This window comes from Mesorhizobium alhagi CCNWXJ12-2 (genome assembly GCF_000236565.1).
Taxonomy (GTDB): Bacteria; Pseudomonadota; Alphaproteobacteria; order Rhizobiales; family Rhizobiaceae; genus Allomesorhizobium; species Allomesorhizobium alhagi.
Genome location: NZ_AHAM01000047.1, coordinates 1 through 15,431 on the forward strand (window position 1 = coordinate 1; position 15,431 = coordinate 15,431).

The following is a 15,431-nucleotide window of genomic DNA, read 5'->3' on the forward strand; positions in this document are numbered from 1 at the left end:
GATCCGCCGCAGTCGCTCAAGACGCTCGCCTTCAACGCGCCGGACGGCCAGGCCATGACGATCGCCGACCGTGCCGGCAAAACCCTGCTGGTCAATCTGTGGGCGACCTGGTGCGCGCCATGCCGCGCCGAAATGCCGGCGCTCGACGCCTTGCAGAAGGAACTGGGCAGCGAAAAATTCGAGGTGATCGCAGTTAATGTCGACGCCGGCGACGACGCCAAGCCGAAGAAGTTCCTGGCCGACACCGGCGTCGAGTCGCTCGGCTACTACCGCGACAACACGATGGCCGCATTCGAGGAGTTGAAGACGCGCGGCCTGGCGCTGGGCCTGCCTGTCACACTGCTGGTCGACGGCGAAGGCTGCCTGCTCGCCCATATGAACGGCCCGGCCGAATGGTCGAGCGACGACGCCAGGAAGCTGATCGGCGCCGCGCTCGGCGGATAGCACACGCCAACGATCAGGCGGTCAGCAAGTCCGGCTGAAGCGCGTCGTCCTCTTCGAGGGGCGTCAGAGGCTTACCCTTGATAGCTTTCTTTCCCGTTATTTTGGCGAATCCGCCGATCGGACCGGGCCGACCGAGAAAATAACCCTGTCCGATCTGGCAGGCCTCAGCGTCGAGAAACTTCAACTCGTCCAGTGTTTCCACGCCTTCGGCGAGCACGGGGAGGCCGAGTCCCCGCCCGAGACCCAGTACCGCGCGGACGATGGCCGCGATCTGCCCGTTCCGGTCGACCGATTTGATGAACGAGCCGTCGATCTTGATCTTGTCGAACGGGAATGCGCGCAGGTTCGAGAGGGAGGAGTATCCCGTTCCGAAATCGTCCATCGCCACGCGCACGCCGAGCGCCTTGATCTGCCGCAACGTCGCCAGCGCCCGCTGCATGTCTTTCACCAGCGCCGTTTCGGTTATCTCCAACTCGAGACGACCCGGCGCGAGCCCGGACCGCAGCAGCGTTTCGTGCACCATGCCGGTGAAGTTCGGGTTGTGGAGTTGCACCGCCGAAACATTGACGGCGATCGTCAGCGGATTCGGCCAACTGGCAGCTTCCGCGCAGGCGGTGGCCAGAACCCATTCGCCAATCTGTATGATCGCGCCGCTTTCCTCGGCGATCGGGATGAATGTAGCGGGCGATACATTCCCGCGCTGCGGCTGCTCCCAGCGGATGAGTGCTTCGAATCCCAGCACCTTGCCGCCGCTGATCTCCTTCTGCGGCTGATAGACGAGGCGGAATTCGTTTCGCGCCACGGCGTGCCGAAGCTCGACCTCCATCAGCCTCCGGTCGCGTGCTTCGGCGCCCATTGCGGTTTCAAAGAAGCGGCAGGTGTCCTTGCCGTCCGCCTTGGCGCGGTAAAGCGCCGTGTCGGCATGGCTTGTCAGCGTGGCCGAATCCTGCGCGTCGCGCGGAAAGAGCGCAATGCCTATGCTGGCTGATATTTCGCCCGCCGACGTCCTGTTCTCCTCCCGCAGCGAACGGAGGATGCTTTCGGCGACGCGGCCGGCCGCGGCCGAATCGGTGAGATTTGGCAGGATAACCGCGAACTCGTCGCCACCGAGCCGGGCCACCATCTGGCCCTGGCGCAGCAGGCCTGAAATGCTGTGCGCGACCGTCTGCAGCATGGCGTCGCCCGCGCCGTGGCCGAACAGGTCGTTGACCTCCTTGAAGCGGTCGAGATCGATCAGGAGCAGCGCCATCTGCTTGCGGTTGCAATGAACCGGAGAGGCGATCTCCATGTCGAGCTTGGCGGAAAAGCTTCGGCGGTTCGGCAGGCCGGTCAGCGGATCGAAATGGGCGAGGTGCAGTATGTCGGCCTCGGCTTTTTTGCGTTCCCTGATGTCGCGTACCGCCACGACCGTATGGGGTTTGCCGCAATAGTCGATTTCCCGAGCGATCAGTTCGACCGGAATGCCGGAGCCGTCGGCGGTCTTCAGTTCCGCTTCCTGCATCCTGTCTCCCCAGTCGGACATGGCGTCGAACGCGTCAGTGGCCTGGAACAGGCGCGGCAGCGCCATCGCCTCGATCGTCTGGCCATCCATGCCGGTCAGCTTCACCACGCTGTCGTTGATGCTGACGATGCGGTGGCCGTCGCAAACGATCAGCCCCTCGACGGCGGCGTTGGCGAGGCCGTGCATGCGATCGGCCTCCAGCCGTGTCTGGCGCAAACGCAAATCGACCCAGACCGCCGCGCCCGACAAGACCAGAATTGCCAGGCTGACCGCCGCGACGGCAAAGGCAAGCGCGGTGGGTTCTATCGATGCTGTGGGGATCTCGATCGACGAATCCGGCGTGATCGCGACCGAGCCCATGGCAATGAAGTGGTGGGCGCAGATCGCCAGGGTGAGCAGCCCGGCGCTGCACAGCGTCGCCGGGGCGGAACGGCGGCGAAGCGCCACGTAAATCGCGCCCCCGGCGAGCACTACGCCCGAAAGCACCGAGACCGCCGCCATCAGCGTGTTCCATTCCAGACGGCCCTGCACCTCGAAGGCCGCCATGCCGGTAAAATGCATAGCGGCGATGCCGCCGCCGATAAGCGCCCCGCCGACCATATAATATTCGATGTCGTCGTGAAGGGTCGCGACCCACATGCCGAGGCCGGTCAGGATCACCGCCGCCGCGAGCGAAAGCGCGGTAAGTTCGCTGTTGTAGCCGGTCGGCATGTCGGGCGAGAAGGCCAGCATGGCGATGAAATGCGTCGCCCAGATGCCGAAACCGGTCGATATCGCCGAAACCGCCAGCCACAAGGTTCCCATTGCGCCGGTCGAGCGGGTGACATGCTGGAGGAGGTTGACCGCGGCGAAGGACGCGATCGCGCAAATCAGCGCCGCCAGCGCCACAAGGCGCAAATCGTGTTCATTGACGATTCAATTGTAGACAGTCAGCATGTTTCCCCCACCAGCCCTTGCAGATACTGCACAGGCATCCCCGGCCGGATTATGGGTCGATACTTTGAAAGATGCGTTAAGCCGCAGAGCGCCACCCGAAACGAACTTCATCCGAAATGCACATGAAAATTCACGAAGCGGCAACAAAACCGTTGTCCCGCTGTCACAATCGACCGATACTCCCCTCGCGAGACCACCCATCTCGCCAACCATAAACGGGAGAGAAAGAATGAAATTTCAAGGCTTTGCGGCCGGTATTGCCGCCACCATCACCCTGCTTTCGACATCGTCCGCCTTCGCCGTCACGGAAATCTCCTGGTGGCATGCAATGACCGGCGCCAACAACGAGGTCGTCGATACGCTGTCCAAGGAATTCAACGAGAGCCAGAGCGAATACAAGGTCGTTCCGGTGTTCAAGGGCACCTATCCCGAGACGCTGAATGCCGGCATCGCCGCCTTCCGCGCCAAGCAGCCGCCGCACATCATGCAGGTGTTCGACGTCGGCACTGGCGTCATGATGGCGGCCGAAGGCGCGGTCAAGCCCGTCGCCGAGATACTCTCCATGGGCGGCAAGCAGTTCGACAAGAGCCAGTACCTGCCGGGCATCGTCGCCTACTATTCGAAGCCGGACGGCACCATGCTGTCCTTCCCCTACAACTCCTCCTCGCCGATCCTCTATTTCAACAAGGACATTTTCGAGAAGGCCGGCCTTGATGTAAACAATCCGCCAAAGACCTGGCCGGAAGTCTGGGAGGCCGCTCGCAAGATCAAGACCAGCGGTGCGGCCCCATGCGGCTACACCTCGACCTGGCTTACCTGGATACATCTCGAAAACTTCTCGGCCTGGAACAACCAGCAATACGGCACCAATGAAAACGGCCTGGCCGGCGTCGACGTCGAGCTGAAGATCAATTCGCCGGTCTTCGTGAAGCACTTCCAGGCGCTCGCCGACCTCGCCAAGGAAGGCGTGTTCCGCTACGGCGGCCGCACTTCGGAAGCCAAGCAGATCTTCCTGGCCGGCGAATGCGGCATCTTCACCGAATCGTCGGGCGGCCTCGGCGACATCGTCAAGTCGGGCATGAATTACGGCATCGGCCAGCTTCCCTATGATCCGGAAGTCGCCGGCGCGCCGCAGAACACCATCCCCGGCGGCGCCAGCCTGTGGGTCTTCGGAGGCAAGTCCGATGAGGAATACAAGGGCGTGGCGGCCTTCTTCGATTTCCTGTCGCAGACCGAAATCCAGGCCCGCCTGCACCAGGTGTCCGGCTATCTGCCGGTGACGCTCGCGGCTTACGAAGAAACCAAGAAGTCCGGTTTCTACGAGAAGAACCCCGGCCGCGAGACGCCGATCACCCAGATGCTGGGCAAGGAGCCGACCGAGAATTCGCGTGGCGTGCGCCTCGTCAATCTGCCGCAGGTCCGCGATATCCAGAACGAGGAGTTCGAGAAGATGCTGGCCGGTGAGCAGACGGCGCAGCAGGCGCTCGACAATGCCGTCTCGCGGGGCAACGCAGCGATCCAGCAGGCGATCGGGAACTGAATTAACTCAGCAACGTCGACGCTGGCCCTCACGCTGGCGACTCCTCTCCCCGTCCTGAGCTTGTCGAAGGATAACGGGGAGAGGGGTCGGGTGAGGGGCGGCGCCATCGTTTCAGGATCTGCACATCGCGACTAAAGGTTTCATTTGTCCCCACGCGTCGTCTTCCCCAACAAGATCCTGCCATACCTGCTGCTTGCGCCGCAGCTCGCCATCACGCTGGTCTTCTTCTACTGGCCGGCGAGCCAGGCGCTCTACCAGTCGATGCTCAGGGAAGATCCGTTCGGGCTGAAGTCGCAATTCGTCTGGTTCGACAATTTCGCCCGCGTGCTCGCCGATCCGAATTACCTGAATTCGGTCAAGGTGACTGCGGTCTTCTCGATTGCCACCGCCGTAGTCGCCATGGCCACCGCGCTTTTGCTCGCTGTGATGGCCGACAAGGTCATACGCGGCCGTGGATTCTACCGCACGCTGATGATCTGGCCCTATGCGGTGGCGCCGGCGATCGCCGGCATGCTTTGGCTGTTCCTGTTCAACCCATCGATCGGCACGCTGGCCTATGGCCTGCGCTGGCTCGGCATCGCCTGGAACCCGCTGCTCGACGGCGGTGATGCGATGGTGCTGGTGGTCGCGGCCGCCTCCTGGAAGCAGATCAGCTACAATTTCCTGTTCTTCGTGGCCGGGCTGCAGGCGATCCCCAAGACGCTGATCGAGGCTGCGGCGATCGACGGGGCGGGGCCGACCAAGCGCTTCTGGACTATCGTCTTCCCGCTGCTCGCGCCGACAACTTTCTTCCTGCTGGTTGTGAACACAGTCTATGCGTTCTTCGACACGTTCGGCATTATCCACGCCGTCACCGGCGGCGGCCCCGGCAAGGCCACCGAGACGCTGGTCTACAAGGTCTACAATGACGGCTTCGTCAATCTGATCCTCGGCGATTCGGCCGCGCAGTCGGTGATCCTGATGGTCATCGTCATCGCGCTCACCGCCTTTCAGTTCCGCTACGTGGAAAAAAAGGTGCATTATGGGTGAGGCGCTGTTTTATCCTCCCCCTTGCGGCGATGGTCGTGAAGCAGACCGCGCAGCGGTTCTGCGGAGCGGGGTGGGGGTGGAGACGAAGTGCTCTGTCCTCGAACGCCCCGCATTCCTTGCCATCCCAACCCCGGCGCTGCGCGCCGACCCTCCCCGCAAGGGGGAGGGTGAGGGCCGCGCGCCATGACCGAATCCTACCCCCTCCGTACCTTTATCGCGCATGCCGTGCTGATCCTCGGCATCCTCATCGTCGCGTTCCCGATCTACTACACCTTCGTCGCCTCGACCCATTCGCTGCAGACCATCCTGCGCCCGCCGCTGCCGCTTCTCCCCGGCGACAGGTTCATCGAAAACTATTCGGAGGCGCTGTTTGGCGGTGTGGGGCGCATCGGCGGCGTCTCGGTCGGCACGCTGCTGTTCAACACCACCGTCATGGCGCTCGGAATCGCCATCGGCAAGATCTGCATCTCCATTCTGTCGGCATATGCGATCGTGTTCTTTCGCTTCCCGCTCAGGATGACCTTCTTCTGGCTGATCTTCGTCACGCTGATGCTGCCGGTCGAGGTGCGCATCCTGCCGACCTACAAGGTGATGGTCGATTTCGGCCTGATCGACACCTATGCCGGCCTCATCGTCCCAATCATCGCCTCGGCCACCGCCACGCTGCTGTTCCGCCAGTTCTTCCTCACCATTCCGGGGGAACTGGTCGAGGCCGCGCGAGTGGACGGCGCAGGGCCGTTCCGCTTCTTCAAGGATATCCTTTTGCCGCTGTCCAAGACCAACATAGCGGCGCTGTTCGTCATTCTGTTCATCTATGGCTGGACGCAATATCTCTGGCCGCTGCTGGTCACCAACCGCAACGACATGAACACCATCGTCATCGCGCTGCGGAAGATGATTTCCTTCGCCGACGCGGATACCGAATGGCACCTGGTCATGGTCACCTGCATGCTGGCCATCGTGCCGCCCATCTTGGTCGTCGTGCTGATGCAGCGCTGGTTCGTGCGCGGCCTTGTCGATACGGAGAAGTGAGAGACATGGCGACAGTCGACCTGAAGGACGTCAAGAAGATCTACGCCGGCGGCGTCGAGGCGGTGAAGGGCGTTTCCATCGCCATTCCCGACAAGGCCCTCTGCGTGCTGGTCGGCCCGTCGGGCTGCGGCAAGTCCACGCTGTTGCGCATGATCGCAGGGTTGGAATCGATCTCGGCCGGCGCCGTCTCGATCGACGGCAAGGTGGTCAACGCCATCGGCCCGACCGAGCGCGACATCGCCATGGTGTTCCAGAACTATGCCCTCTACCCTCATATGAAAGTCTACGACAACATGGCCTACGGCCTGCGCAATCGCGGCACGCCCAAGGACGAGATCGACAAGCGCGTGCGCGAAACGGCAAAGACGCTGGAGCTTTCGGCGCTGCTCGACCGCCGCCCGCGCGAGCTTTCCGGCGGCCAGCGCCAGCGCGTCGCCATGGGCCGCGCTATCGTGCGCAACCCGAAAGTCTTCCTGTTCGACGAGCCGCTCTCCAATCTCGACGCCAAGCTGCGCGGCCAGATGCGCGTCGAGATCAAGAACCTCCAGCGCGCGCTTGGCGTTACATCCGTCTATGTCACGCACGACCAACTCGAGGCGATGACGCTCGCCGACCAGCTGGTGGTGATGAATGCGGGTCTAGTCGAACAGATCGGCGACCCGCTCGACATCTACGAAAAGCCGGCCTCGACCTTCGTCGCGAGCTTCATCGGCGCACCGCCGATGAACCTTTTGGCACTCACGCGCGACGGGGCAGGTCGGATGCCGGCCGGATCCCCGGAAGAGATGGCTGCCATCGGCCACGGTTCAGCCGCCGGCTCGACGGCCCTTGCTTCTGCTGCCCCGATGCTGACCGACGGTTCTCTTGTCCCCTTCGCGCCGCAAGCCGCAGCCATCCTCGGGTTCCGACCGGAAGACGCCGACGTCACCCATGGCGCGGAAGCCCCGGACGGAGCATTGGCCATCCCCGCCGCCGTCGAAGCGGTCGAGCCGGTCGGCGCCGAAAGCTTTCTGTACTGCGCCGCCGCCGGAACACGGATCATCGTTCGCGTCCATGGCCGCGCCACCGCCAGGCCGGACGACCAGCTACGAGTCGTGGTCCGGGCGGAAAAGCTGCACTGGTTCGACGAGGCCGGCAAGCGGGTCTAGGGCTTCCGCGGCCGCGAAATGAGAGCGCGGCAAGAGCCCGGTAAGAGGGCGGCAAGAGCCAGGTTAGAATCCGGATAACGCTGCAGATTTGTCTCGTCCATTCCCGCCTACGGGGCGTTTATCGGCGTGTCGCACCAAGCGGCAGGCTCAATGCCGCTTGACGGCGGCGATGAACGGAACGGAGGTGGCATGAAAGAGGTCGCGCTCACTGGAAGAACGGACCGCTAAAGATGTTGATGGCGATGGAGGGTCAGTCGCACTTCCTGCCTTTCGGCGTACCGTATTGGGGTTTCGAGGCTCTCAATAACGGAGGAAGTGCGACCGTGTCTTACGATTATCATATCGGCGTGGATTACCACAAATCCTATAGCCATCTCGTCGTTCAGGACGGCGGCGGGCGAACACTGCGCTCGGGCCGGGTGAAGAATGACCGGCATTCGATCGCGGCGTTTCTGGACCGCTACAAGGACAACTCTCATGCCGTCGTGGAAGCCACCCGCAACTGGACGGTCATCTACGACTGGCTCGACGACATCTGTGATGATGTGGTGCTTGCCCATCCGCTGAAGGTCAAGGCGATCGCCGACGCCAAGATCAAGACCGACAAGATCGACGCGACGGTACTGGCGCATCTGCTGCGGGCCGACCTGGTGCCGGAAGCCTGGGCTCCCAGCGAGCGGGCGCGGGAATTGCGGGTGGCGCTGCGCGAGCGGATGTTCTACGTGCGGCTGCGCACCATGGTGAAGAACCGCATCGTCACCATCTTCGACCGCTATCCGGAGCAGACGGTCCAACTCAGGAAGCTCGGCGACCTGTTCGGCAAGGCCGGCCGCGAGCAACTGTCGGCGCTGACCGTCTCGCCGATCGACCGCATCCAAATCGACCGCAGCATCGCCTTCATCGACGACATCAATGCGCGGATCAAACAATCGGAAGCCACGATCCGGGCGATGACGCGAGAGAACGCCAATGTGAAGCTGCTGAAGACCATTCCCGGTATCGGCGAGTTCTTCGCCCGGCTGATCGACGCCGAGATCGACGATATCGGCCGTTTCCGCTCCCCGAAGAAGCTCACCGCCTATGCCGGGCTTGTTCCTTCGACCTATTCGAGCGGCGGCAGGACGTATCATGGCCGTATCATCAAGCAAGGCAACAAATGGCTTCGCTGGGCCTTTGTCGAAGCCGTTGCGCCCGCCATCGCCACCGATCCGCAGCTGCGAGAACAATACGAGCGCCTGAAGCCCCATGGCACGAATAAGGCTAAGGTGGCGGTGGCGCGCAAACTACTGACGATCGCCTTCCAGCTTTTGCGCGACCAGCGCCCTTACGAGCGGCGCGGCGCCAGCATGGAGGAATGCGCGTCCACGATATCCCGACTGTCCTGATGGCTGGCTAGCGAGCCTGGCAGCGCCGGGCTGCGCTCCTAACGGAGAATGGGAAGCCGGGAGCCGAACGCCACTATGTGACCGAAGCCGAAGAGACAACGGCATCAGGGTCACGGATTGGAGAATGGTTCAAGAACCGCGGGACGGAACCTGTCCTGCGCACAAAAAAGATTTAGCCGACCGGCCCCCAGCGCCGGTCAAAACGCAACCGAACCCAGGAAATCCGCCCAGCAGGACGGTAGTTCGACCCTTGTGTTCTTTCATTGGAGACAGTTATGAAAAATCCTCTCAGAACGAGCCCGCTTCTGGCATTTATGCTGGCTATGACCGGCGCAGCGGGCGCGTCACATGCTGCGGTCGCGCCGCAGGCCGCCGAGACCGGCGGCATCAAGAGCATAGTTCGCGCGCCTGGCACTGCCGCTCCCGAACTGCCTGCAATGGGCGCATCCGAGGAAAGGCTTCTTCAATTCGCGGGCAACAGCTCGTCCAATTCGAGTTCAAACAGTTCCTCCAATTCGAGCTCAAACAGTTCGTCGAATTCGAGCTCGAACAGTTCCTCGAATTCCAGTTCGAACAGTTCATCGAACTCGAGTTCGAACAGCTCTTCCAATTCAAGCTCAAACGGCTCTTCCAATTCGAGCTCGAACAGCTCCTCCAATTCGAACTCGAACCAGTCCGACGGCCGTTCGGACCGCAGCTACAGCTCGAACCGGTCGAGCCGGAACCTTTTCGATCTGCTGCGCCAGCGCTGATGCAGCTAGCGGCAGGTTTGCCTCGGATGGTCCGAGCGCCAAGGGGATCGGCTAGGCCGATGCCCTTGGCGATGCAACTACGGCATTGCCGGCTGCGTTGCGGAGATCTAACCATCGTGCGTCCAGCCGCTCCGCCGAGGTGACGAATGCTCGCCCGCTTCAAAGCTTCGCCAAAAATCTCCTTCCTTTGCCATCCTTCCGATCTCGGCGTCATCGCCGAGCCGCGCCCCGCGAAGTCGGTGCTGCCGGAGTGGTTCCGCAAAATCGCGCCCATCGACCTCGAACATGTCGGCGCGAGCGACAACGGCATCACCATCAAGCGCTGCATGCCGTTTCTGGACGCGCTGGCGACCGGCTGGATCCTGCCGCTGGCTGCCGAGGTGCGGCTCGAAATCAAGGATGGCGGCAAGGTCGTCGATTCAGGCTGGGAGTTCGACCGCACAATGGTCAGCAACCACAGCCCGCACCAGGTGACCGGGCATCCAGCCCTGCCGCGGCCGCCGCTTAAGTTCCACAACTACTGGACGATCAAAACTCCGCCGGGGTGGAGCTGCCTGTTCGTGCCGCCGCTCAACCGCCCCAACGGCGTATTCGAAGCGGTTGCCGGAATCGTCGATACCGACGCCTACACAGCCCACATCCACTTTCCCTTTTTTCCGATAGGGCCAGACGGCGTCCACATCATCGACAAGGGCACCCCGCTGGTGCAGGTATTTCCGTTCCGCCGGGCAGATGCCGCGATTGCCTCCGAGATTCGCGCTGAAACGGACGAGGAGATCCGCGAGCGTGAGAAGGTCTACCGCAGTACGATCGCCGGCCAGGGTTGGTACCGGAAGTTCGCGCGGGGCGCACGCGCCTGAGCCAGGCCTGCCGGGGCAGGGGGAAGGTCATTCGTGAGCATAAAGGGCCGTATCCGGGCGCTTCAGGTCATGATCTCGCTGATCGTCGCCGTCATGGCGGCGATCGTGTTTGTGGGGCTCGACGCCAGCACCTACTATCTTGACCGGGCGCAACTGGCGCGCCAGCAGCTTGCCGCCACCTCCGATCTCGCAATCTACGCCAACCGGTATTCCGAGCAGATTGCCGAATTGCTCCTCGTTGGCGAGCCGGAGCGCCCCGATTTCGACAGCGCCCGCGTGCAGGTCGGGGAGGCGCTGGCCAAATTGCGGCAGACGACAGAGCGCGAAGCGGAGTTTGTCCTTGGCCGGAGATATGAAGAGGAGGAGCAAGTCGAAAGCGAGCGGCTGGACCGCATGCACCTGCTTTTTGCCGGCATCGACCGTGCCTTCGAGCGCCTACTGGTCCTTGATCGGCAGGGTCGGCGCGAAGAGGCGGTTACGCTGTTTCGTGCCGAGATCGAGAATCGGCTCGATGCCGAATTCGCGCAGTTGATCAACGAGGCTTTGGCAGACGAGCGCGACGAAGTTCGCCAAATCGAGGCGGATCTGGTCCGCTTGGCGCAGTTCATTAAAATCGCGACGCTGTCCATGTCGGCCATTCTGGTGGCCTTGGCCCTCGGCGCGGGGTACTGGTTCGCACGCTCGATCGAGCGGCCGATCAAGGCGCTGACTGATGGCGCTCTCGCGATAGAACGCGGCGACCTCGATCACCGGATAACGGTTGCCGGTAGCGACGAGCACGCCTTGCTGTCCCAGCGCTTCAACGCAATGGCAGAGCAGTTGGGCCGGCAGCGGGCCGTGATCCTCGATGCGCAGCAGGGGCTCGCGCGGCAGGTCGCGGAGCGTACCGAAGAACTTGCCGAGGCAAACCGCCGGCTGGTCGCGACCGACGAGCAGCGTGTGCGGCTCCTGACCGACATCAGCCACGAACTACGCACGCCGCTGACTGCGCTGCGCGGGGAAGCAGAAATCGCGCTGCGCGGAGGACCGAAATCGGAACGGCATTACAAGGGGGCGCTGACAAATGTCGTGGCCCGGGCGGAAGAACTGGCGCGTCTCGTCGCGGACCTGCTGTTCCTTGCGCGCTCGGAATCCGAGGACATCCGTTTCGATCTCCAACCGGTAGACCTTGCGGAACTGGTGCGGCAAGTGGCCGAACAGGCGCGGGTCCTGGGTCGCGAGCGCGGGATCGAGGTGAGTTTCTCCCCCGCCGGGCCTGTCTGGGTCCGTGCCGACCCCGGCCGGTTGCAGCAGGCAATCCTGATCGCGCTCGACAATGCGGTGAAATATTCTGATCCCGGCACAACGGTCGACGTCGCGCTCGGCTACGGCGATGGCGATGTCGAACTGAGGGTGCGCGATCACGGCAAGGGCGTTGCGGCGGAGGATCTGCCGCATATATTCGAGCGCTTCTATCGCGGTTCGGCCGCCCGCGAGCAGTGGAGCGGCGGAACCGGGCTGGGGCTGCCGATCGCGCGCTGGATCATCGAAAGGCACGGTGGTAGCATCACGCTGTCGAGCACCGCCGGCGAGGGCAGCGAGGTCGTCATACGCCTTCCGGGAGCAGATTAGAAAGTGGCTGTCGCGCGATTACTCCTGGTCGAAGACGATCCGCGTATCGTTTCGTTTCTGCATCCCGGCCTGACTGCCGAAGGCTACAGCGTCGAAGTGGCGCGTGACGGCCTCAAGGGGCTCGAATTAGCGCGAAGCGGCGACTTTGCCCTGATCGTTCTCGATTACATGCTGCCAGGGCTCAACGGCCTCGAACTGTGCGCGCGTTTGCGCGAGGAAGATTGCCACAGCCTTGTCCTGATGCTGACCGCGAAAGACGGACTGCAGGACAAGATCTCCGGCCTGAAAGCAGGGGCGGACGACTACCTCACCAAACCCTTTGCCTTTGGAGAATTGCTCGCGCGGATCGAAGCGCTTCTTCGGCGCAAGGGCAGTCCGGAGCGCGCCTCCGAAATCCTGCAAGTCGCCGATCTGTCGCTCGATACCGCCGCCAAGGTGGCCCGCCGAGGCCAGCGCCGCATCGAACTGACCCCAAAGGAGTTCGCGCTGCTCGCCTATCTTATGGCCAATGCCGGCGCCGTGGTGAGCCGACAGAATTTGCTTTCCAATGTCTGGGGAATGAACTTCGATCCGGGCACAAAGGTCGTCGACGTCTACATCCGCTATTTGCGGCTGAAGATCGATGGCGGCGGCGAAACCCCGCTGATCCACACGGTCCGGGGCTTCGGCTACACTATGCCGGCGGCAGCCGGGTGATGCTGCCTGCCGTCTTGCAGCGCTGCTTGCCCGGCGAGAGGCGGCAACTCCAGCCCTGAAGGAAGTCGAGTCAGCGGGTCGGGACTGGATGCTCGCCGCGATAGTCGTAGAAGCCGCGCCCGGTCTTGCGGCCGAGCCAGCCGGCCTCGACATATTTCACCAGCAGCGGGCACGGGCGGTACTTCGAATCCGACAATCCGTCATGCAGCACCTGCATTATCGAGAGGCAGGTGTCGAGGCCGATGAAGTCGGCGAGTTGCAGTGGGCCCATCGGATGGTTCGCGCCGAGCTTCATGGCCGTGTCGATTGCCTCGACCGAACCCACGCCCTCGTAGAGCGTGTAGATGGCCTCGTTGATCATCGGCAGCAGGATGCGGTTGACGATGAAGGCCGGAAAGTCCTCCGACACGGTGACGGTCTTGTCGAGGCGGTGGACGAAATCCTTGGCGGTCTCGAAGGTCGAGTTCTCGGTGGCGATGCCGCGCACCAGTTCAACCAGCTTCATCACCGGAACCGGGTTCATGAAGTGGATGCCGATGAAGCGCTCGGGCCGGTCGGTTGCCGAGGCCAGCCGCGTGATCGAGATGGAAGAGGTGTTGGTGGCGAGAATCGCCTCCGGGTTGAGCTGCGGACAGAGCTGGCTGTAGATCTTGCGCTTGACGGTTTCATCCTCGGTCGCGGCCTCGATGACCAGGTCGGCGTCCGCCAGATCCGACATGGAAGGGGCGGCCGAAATGCGCGCCATCGCCTGCTGGCGCAGCTTGTCATCAAGTTTCCCGGCGTGGACCTGCCGCGCCATGTTGCCGCTGATCGTGGCGATGCCCTTCTCGATGCTCTCGCCGGAAATGTCGAACAGCGAAACCCTATAGCCCGCGAGCGCGGCGACATGTGCTATGCCGCTGCCCATCTGGCCCGCGCCGATAATGCCGATCGTGTCGATTTTGCTGGTCATTACACCGATCCCGTCTAGAGCATGATCCCGAAAAGTTGCAGATTTTTCGGACAAAGATCATGCAGGCTAACAATTGGGGCCCATTCCGATGCCATCGGAATGACAGACTCCAGGGCTTCAGACGCCCGTTTTTTGTGCAGTGCAAACTAGAAGGACAGAACGTGGCCGTCTAGCCCGGCGCACAGATTTTGCGCATCGCTTGGTCTAAAGTCAAAGCAAGGCGTTGTGAGACCGGCCGATGGCTGGCGAGGTCAGCGATATTTGAGATAGCCGACGAAGCCGGTGATCTTCCAGCGGCCGGCAGCGCGGCGGCAGAAATAGAGCGTCTGCCAGTTCAGGCGGTCCGCGCCGCCGTCCGCTTTGCGGATCAGCCCATCGAACTTCTTGCGGGCCAGCGCAACATCTCCGGTGATGTCGATGTCGCGCAGGGTGGTGGCGCGGAAGATCGCCTCCGCGAGCGGCTCGGAATAGCGGGTTGCGGCGGCCTCCGCCGCCTGCTTCAGCCACTCGGTCCTGTATGCGGCAAGCGTCGGGAAGCCGACGCTCCAGCCCTCGGGATCGAGGGAATTGTGCGCATGGATGCCGAGAAAGCGCTCCTCGTCGAAATCGCCAGCGACCATCGCCCAGTCGGCCGCGACGAACGCGTCTATGTCGCGTCGCACCAGCATCTCCCAGATGGCGCGGCGTTCCTGGTCGTCGGCAAACGGGTTGTCGGAGAGGTTCATGGCGGGATCACGGCTTGCGTCGGAGACAGGAAAAAGCCCCGTCCGATCAGCTCGAAACGGGGCCTTTTGCTACAAGTGTTCAGCGCCGCCTACAGCGCCTTTTCGAGTTCCGGCAGGATGACGAAGAGATCGCCGACGATGCCGTAGTCGGCGACTTGGAAGATCGGCGCCTCCTCGTCCTTGTTGATGGCGACAATCACCTTGGAATCCTTCATGCCGGCGAGATGCTGGATCGCGCCGGAGATGCCGCAGGCAATGTAGAGGTCGGGCGCGACCACCTTGCCGGTCTGGCCGACCTGCCAGTCGTTCGGCGCGTAGCCGGCGTCGACCGCCGCGCGGGATGCGCCGACCGCTGCGCCGAGCTTGTCGGCGACGGGCAGGATGACCTCCTGGAACTTTTCGGACGACCCGAGCGCGCGGCCACCCGAAATGATGATCTTGGCCGAGGTCAGTTCGGGACGATCGGTCTCCGAAAGCCTGTTCTCGACGAAGGTCGAAAGACCGGGATTGGTCGCAGCCGCTACCGTCTCGACCGGGGCCGAGCCGCCTTCGCCGGCCGCCTGGAACGAAGCTGTGCGGACGGTGATCACCTTCTTCGCCTCGCCCGACTTGACCGTCTGGATGGCGTTGCCGGCGTAGATGGGACGCTTGAACGTGTCGGGCGCGACCACTTCGACGATCTCTGAGATCTGCGCGACATCTAGCAGCGCCGCGATGCGCGGGGCGACGTTCTTGCCCGCCGATGTCGCCGGCGCGATGATCGTGTCGTAGCCGCCTGCCAGCGAGACGACGAGTGCGGCCAGCGGCTCCGCCAGGGGGC

Annotated in this window: 14 protein-coding genes; 9 read left to right on the forward strand and 5 right to left on the reverse strand. The window is 62.9% G+C overall.

What is annotated here, in order from left to right:
• Window positions 1-444: thiol:disulfide interchange protein TlpA (gene tlpA, locus MAXJ12_RS06840; RefSeq protein ID WP_008835068.1), on the forward strand; the 444-nt coding region annotated here is incomplete at its 5' end.
• 13 nt (window positions 445-457) lie between these two features.
• On the opposite strand, the gene MAXJ12_RS06845 is transcribed toward tlpA, so the two are convergent.
• Entirely contained in the window at window positions 458-2,833 is a 2,376-nt protein-coding gene (locus tag MAXJ12_RS06845) for a bifunctional diguanylate cyclase/phosphodiesterase (protein ID WP_341872525.1), read from the reverse strand.
• A 277-nt stretch (window positions 2,834-3,110) separates the two neighbouring features.
• Between MAXJ12_RS06845 and ugpB the strand changes: the two genes are divergently transcribed.
• From ugpB to MAXJ12_RS06870, 5 genes are all read left to right on the forward strand, one after another.
• Window positions 3,111-4,421 carry a sn-glycerol-3-phosphate ABC transporter substrate-binding protein UgpB gene (gene ugpB / locus MAXJ12_RS06850; protein WP_008835070.1) on the forward strand — a complete coding sequence of 437 codons (1,311 nt, stop codon included), beginning with the start codon at window positions 3,111-3,113 and terminating at the stop codon, window positions 4,419-4,421.
• 144 nt (window positions 4,422-4,565) lie between these two features.
• Window positions 4,566-5,450, forward strand: coding sequence for a sn-glycerol-3-phosphate ABC transporter permease UgpA (gene ugpA, locus MAXJ12_RS06855; RefSeq protein ID WP_008835071.1), 885 nt, complete (start codon window positions 4,566-4,568; stop codon window positions 5,448-5,450).
• Between the two features lie 183 nt (window positions 5,451-5,633).
• Complete coding sequence (gene ugpE / locus MAXJ12_RS06860; RefSeq protein ID WP_008835072.1) at window positions 5,634-6,482, forward strand: sn-glycerol-3-phosphate ABC transporter permease UgpE; 849 nt, start codon at window positions 5,634-5,636, stop codon at window positions 6,480-6,482.
• Between the two features lie 5 nt (window positions 6,483-6,487).
• Window positions 6,488-7,630, forward strand: coding sequence for a sn-glycerol-3-phosphate ABC transporter ATP-binding protein UgpC (gene ugpC / locus MAXJ12_RS06865; protein WP_008835073.1), 1,143 nt, complete (start codon window positions 6,488-6,490; stop codon window positions 7,628-7,630).
• A 230-nt stretch (window positions 7,631-7,860) separates the two neighbouring features.
• Window positions 7,861-9,015 carry an IS110 family RNA-guided transposase gene (locus MAXJ12_RS06870; RefSeq protein ID WP_008835074.1) on the forward strand — a complete coding sequence of 385 codons (1,155 nt, stop codon included), beginning with the start codon at window positions 7,861-7,863 and terminating at the stop codon, window positions 9,013-9,015.
• Between the two features lie 463 nt (window positions 9,016-9,478).
• On the opposite strand, the gene MAXJ12_RS37535 is transcribed toward MAXJ12_RS06870, so the two are convergent.
• Entirely contained in the window at window positions 9,479-9,673 is a 195-nt protein-coding gene (locus MAXJ12_RS37535; protein WP_008835075.1) for a hypothetical protein, read from the reverse strand.
• 240 nt (window positions 9,674-9,913) lie between these two features.
• Between MAXJ12_RS37535 and MAXJ12_RS06880 the strand changes: the two genes are divergently transcribed.
• From MAXJ12_RS06880 to MAXJ12_RS06890, 3 genes are read left to right on the forward strand one after another with little or no spacing between them, the layout of a single operon-like run.
• Window positions 9,914-10,627 carry a DUF6065 family protein gene (locus tag MAXJ12_RS06880; RefSeq protein ID WP_008835076.1) on the forward strand — a complete coding sequence of 238 codons (714 nt, stop codon included), beginning with the start codon at window positions 9,914-9,916 and terminating at the stop codon, window positions 10,625-10,627.
• 33 nt (window positions 10,628-10,660) lie between these two features.
• Window positions 10,661-12,238, forward strand: a complete 1,578-nt coding sequence (locus tag MAXJ12_RS06885; protein ID WP_008835077.1) for a sensor histidine kinase — start codon at window positions 10,661-10,663, stop codon at window positions 12,236-12,238.
• Between the two features lie 3 nt (window positions 12,239-12,241).
• The gene (locus MAXJ12_RS06890; RefSeq protein ID WP_008835078.1) at window positions 12,242-12,934 is read left to right on the forward strand and encodes a response regulator transcription factor; all 693 of its coding nucleotides are present in this window, start codon (window positions 12,242-12,244) and stop codon (window positions 12,932-12,934) included.
• Between the two features lie 70 nt (window positions 12,935-13,004).
• Here the strand turns inward: MAXJ12_RS06890 and MAXJ12_RS06895 are convergent, their stop codons facing one another.
• The 3 genes from MAXJ12_RS06895 to MAXJ12_RS06905 all read right to left on the reverse strand — a co-directional run.
• Window positions 13,005-13,886: a 3-hydroxybutyryl-CoA dehydrogenase gene (locus MAXJ12_RS06895; protein ID WP_008835079.1), complete on the reverse strand. Its 882-nt coding sequence runs from the start codon at window positions 13,884-13,886 to the stop codon at window positions 13,005-13,007.
• Window positions 13,887-14,137: 251 nt separating this feature from the next.
• A complete protein-coding gene (locus MAXJ12_RS06900; protein ID WP_008835080.1) occupies window positions 14,138-14,611 on the reverse strand; it encodes a hypothetical protein in 474 nt (157 codons plus the stop codon).
• Window positions 14,612-14,700: 89 nt separating this feature from the next.
• On the reverse strand, window positions 14,701-15,431 hold a 731-nt coding region (locus tag MAXJ12_RS06905; protein ID WP_008835081.1), incomplete at its 5' end, for an electron transfer flavoprotein subunit alpha/FixB family protein.

Bases quoted from the DNA above. Each gene is read 5' to 3' on its own strand.
- ugpB (WP_008835070.1), top strand. From the start codon at position 3,111: ATGAAATTTCAAGGCTTTGCGGCCGGTATTGCCGCCACCATCACCCTG.
- ugpE (WP_008835072.1), top strand. From the start codon at position 5,634: ATGACCGAATCCTACCCCCTCCGTACCTTTATCGCGCATGCCGTGCTG.
- ugpC (WP_008835073.1), top strand. From the start codon at position 6,488: ATGGCGACAGTCGACCTGAAGGACGTCAAGAAGATCTACGCCGGCGGC.
- MAXJ12_RS06870 (WP_008835074.1), top strand. From the start codon at position 7,861: ATGTTGATGGCGATGGAGGGTCAGTCGCACTTCCTGCCTTTCGGCGTA.
- MAXJ12_RS06880 (WP_008835076.1), top strand. From the start codon at position 9,914: ATGCTCGCCCGCTTCAAAGCTTCGCCAAAAATCTCCTTCCTTTGCCAT.
- MAXJ12_RS06895 (WP_008835079.1), bottom strand. From the start codon at position 13,886: ATGACCAGCAAAATCGACACGATCGGCATTATCGGCGCGGGCCAGATG.
- MAXJ12_RS06900 (WP_008835080.1), bottom strand. From the start codon at position 14,611: ATGAACCTCTCCGACAACCCGTTTGCCGACGACCAGGAACGCCGCGCC.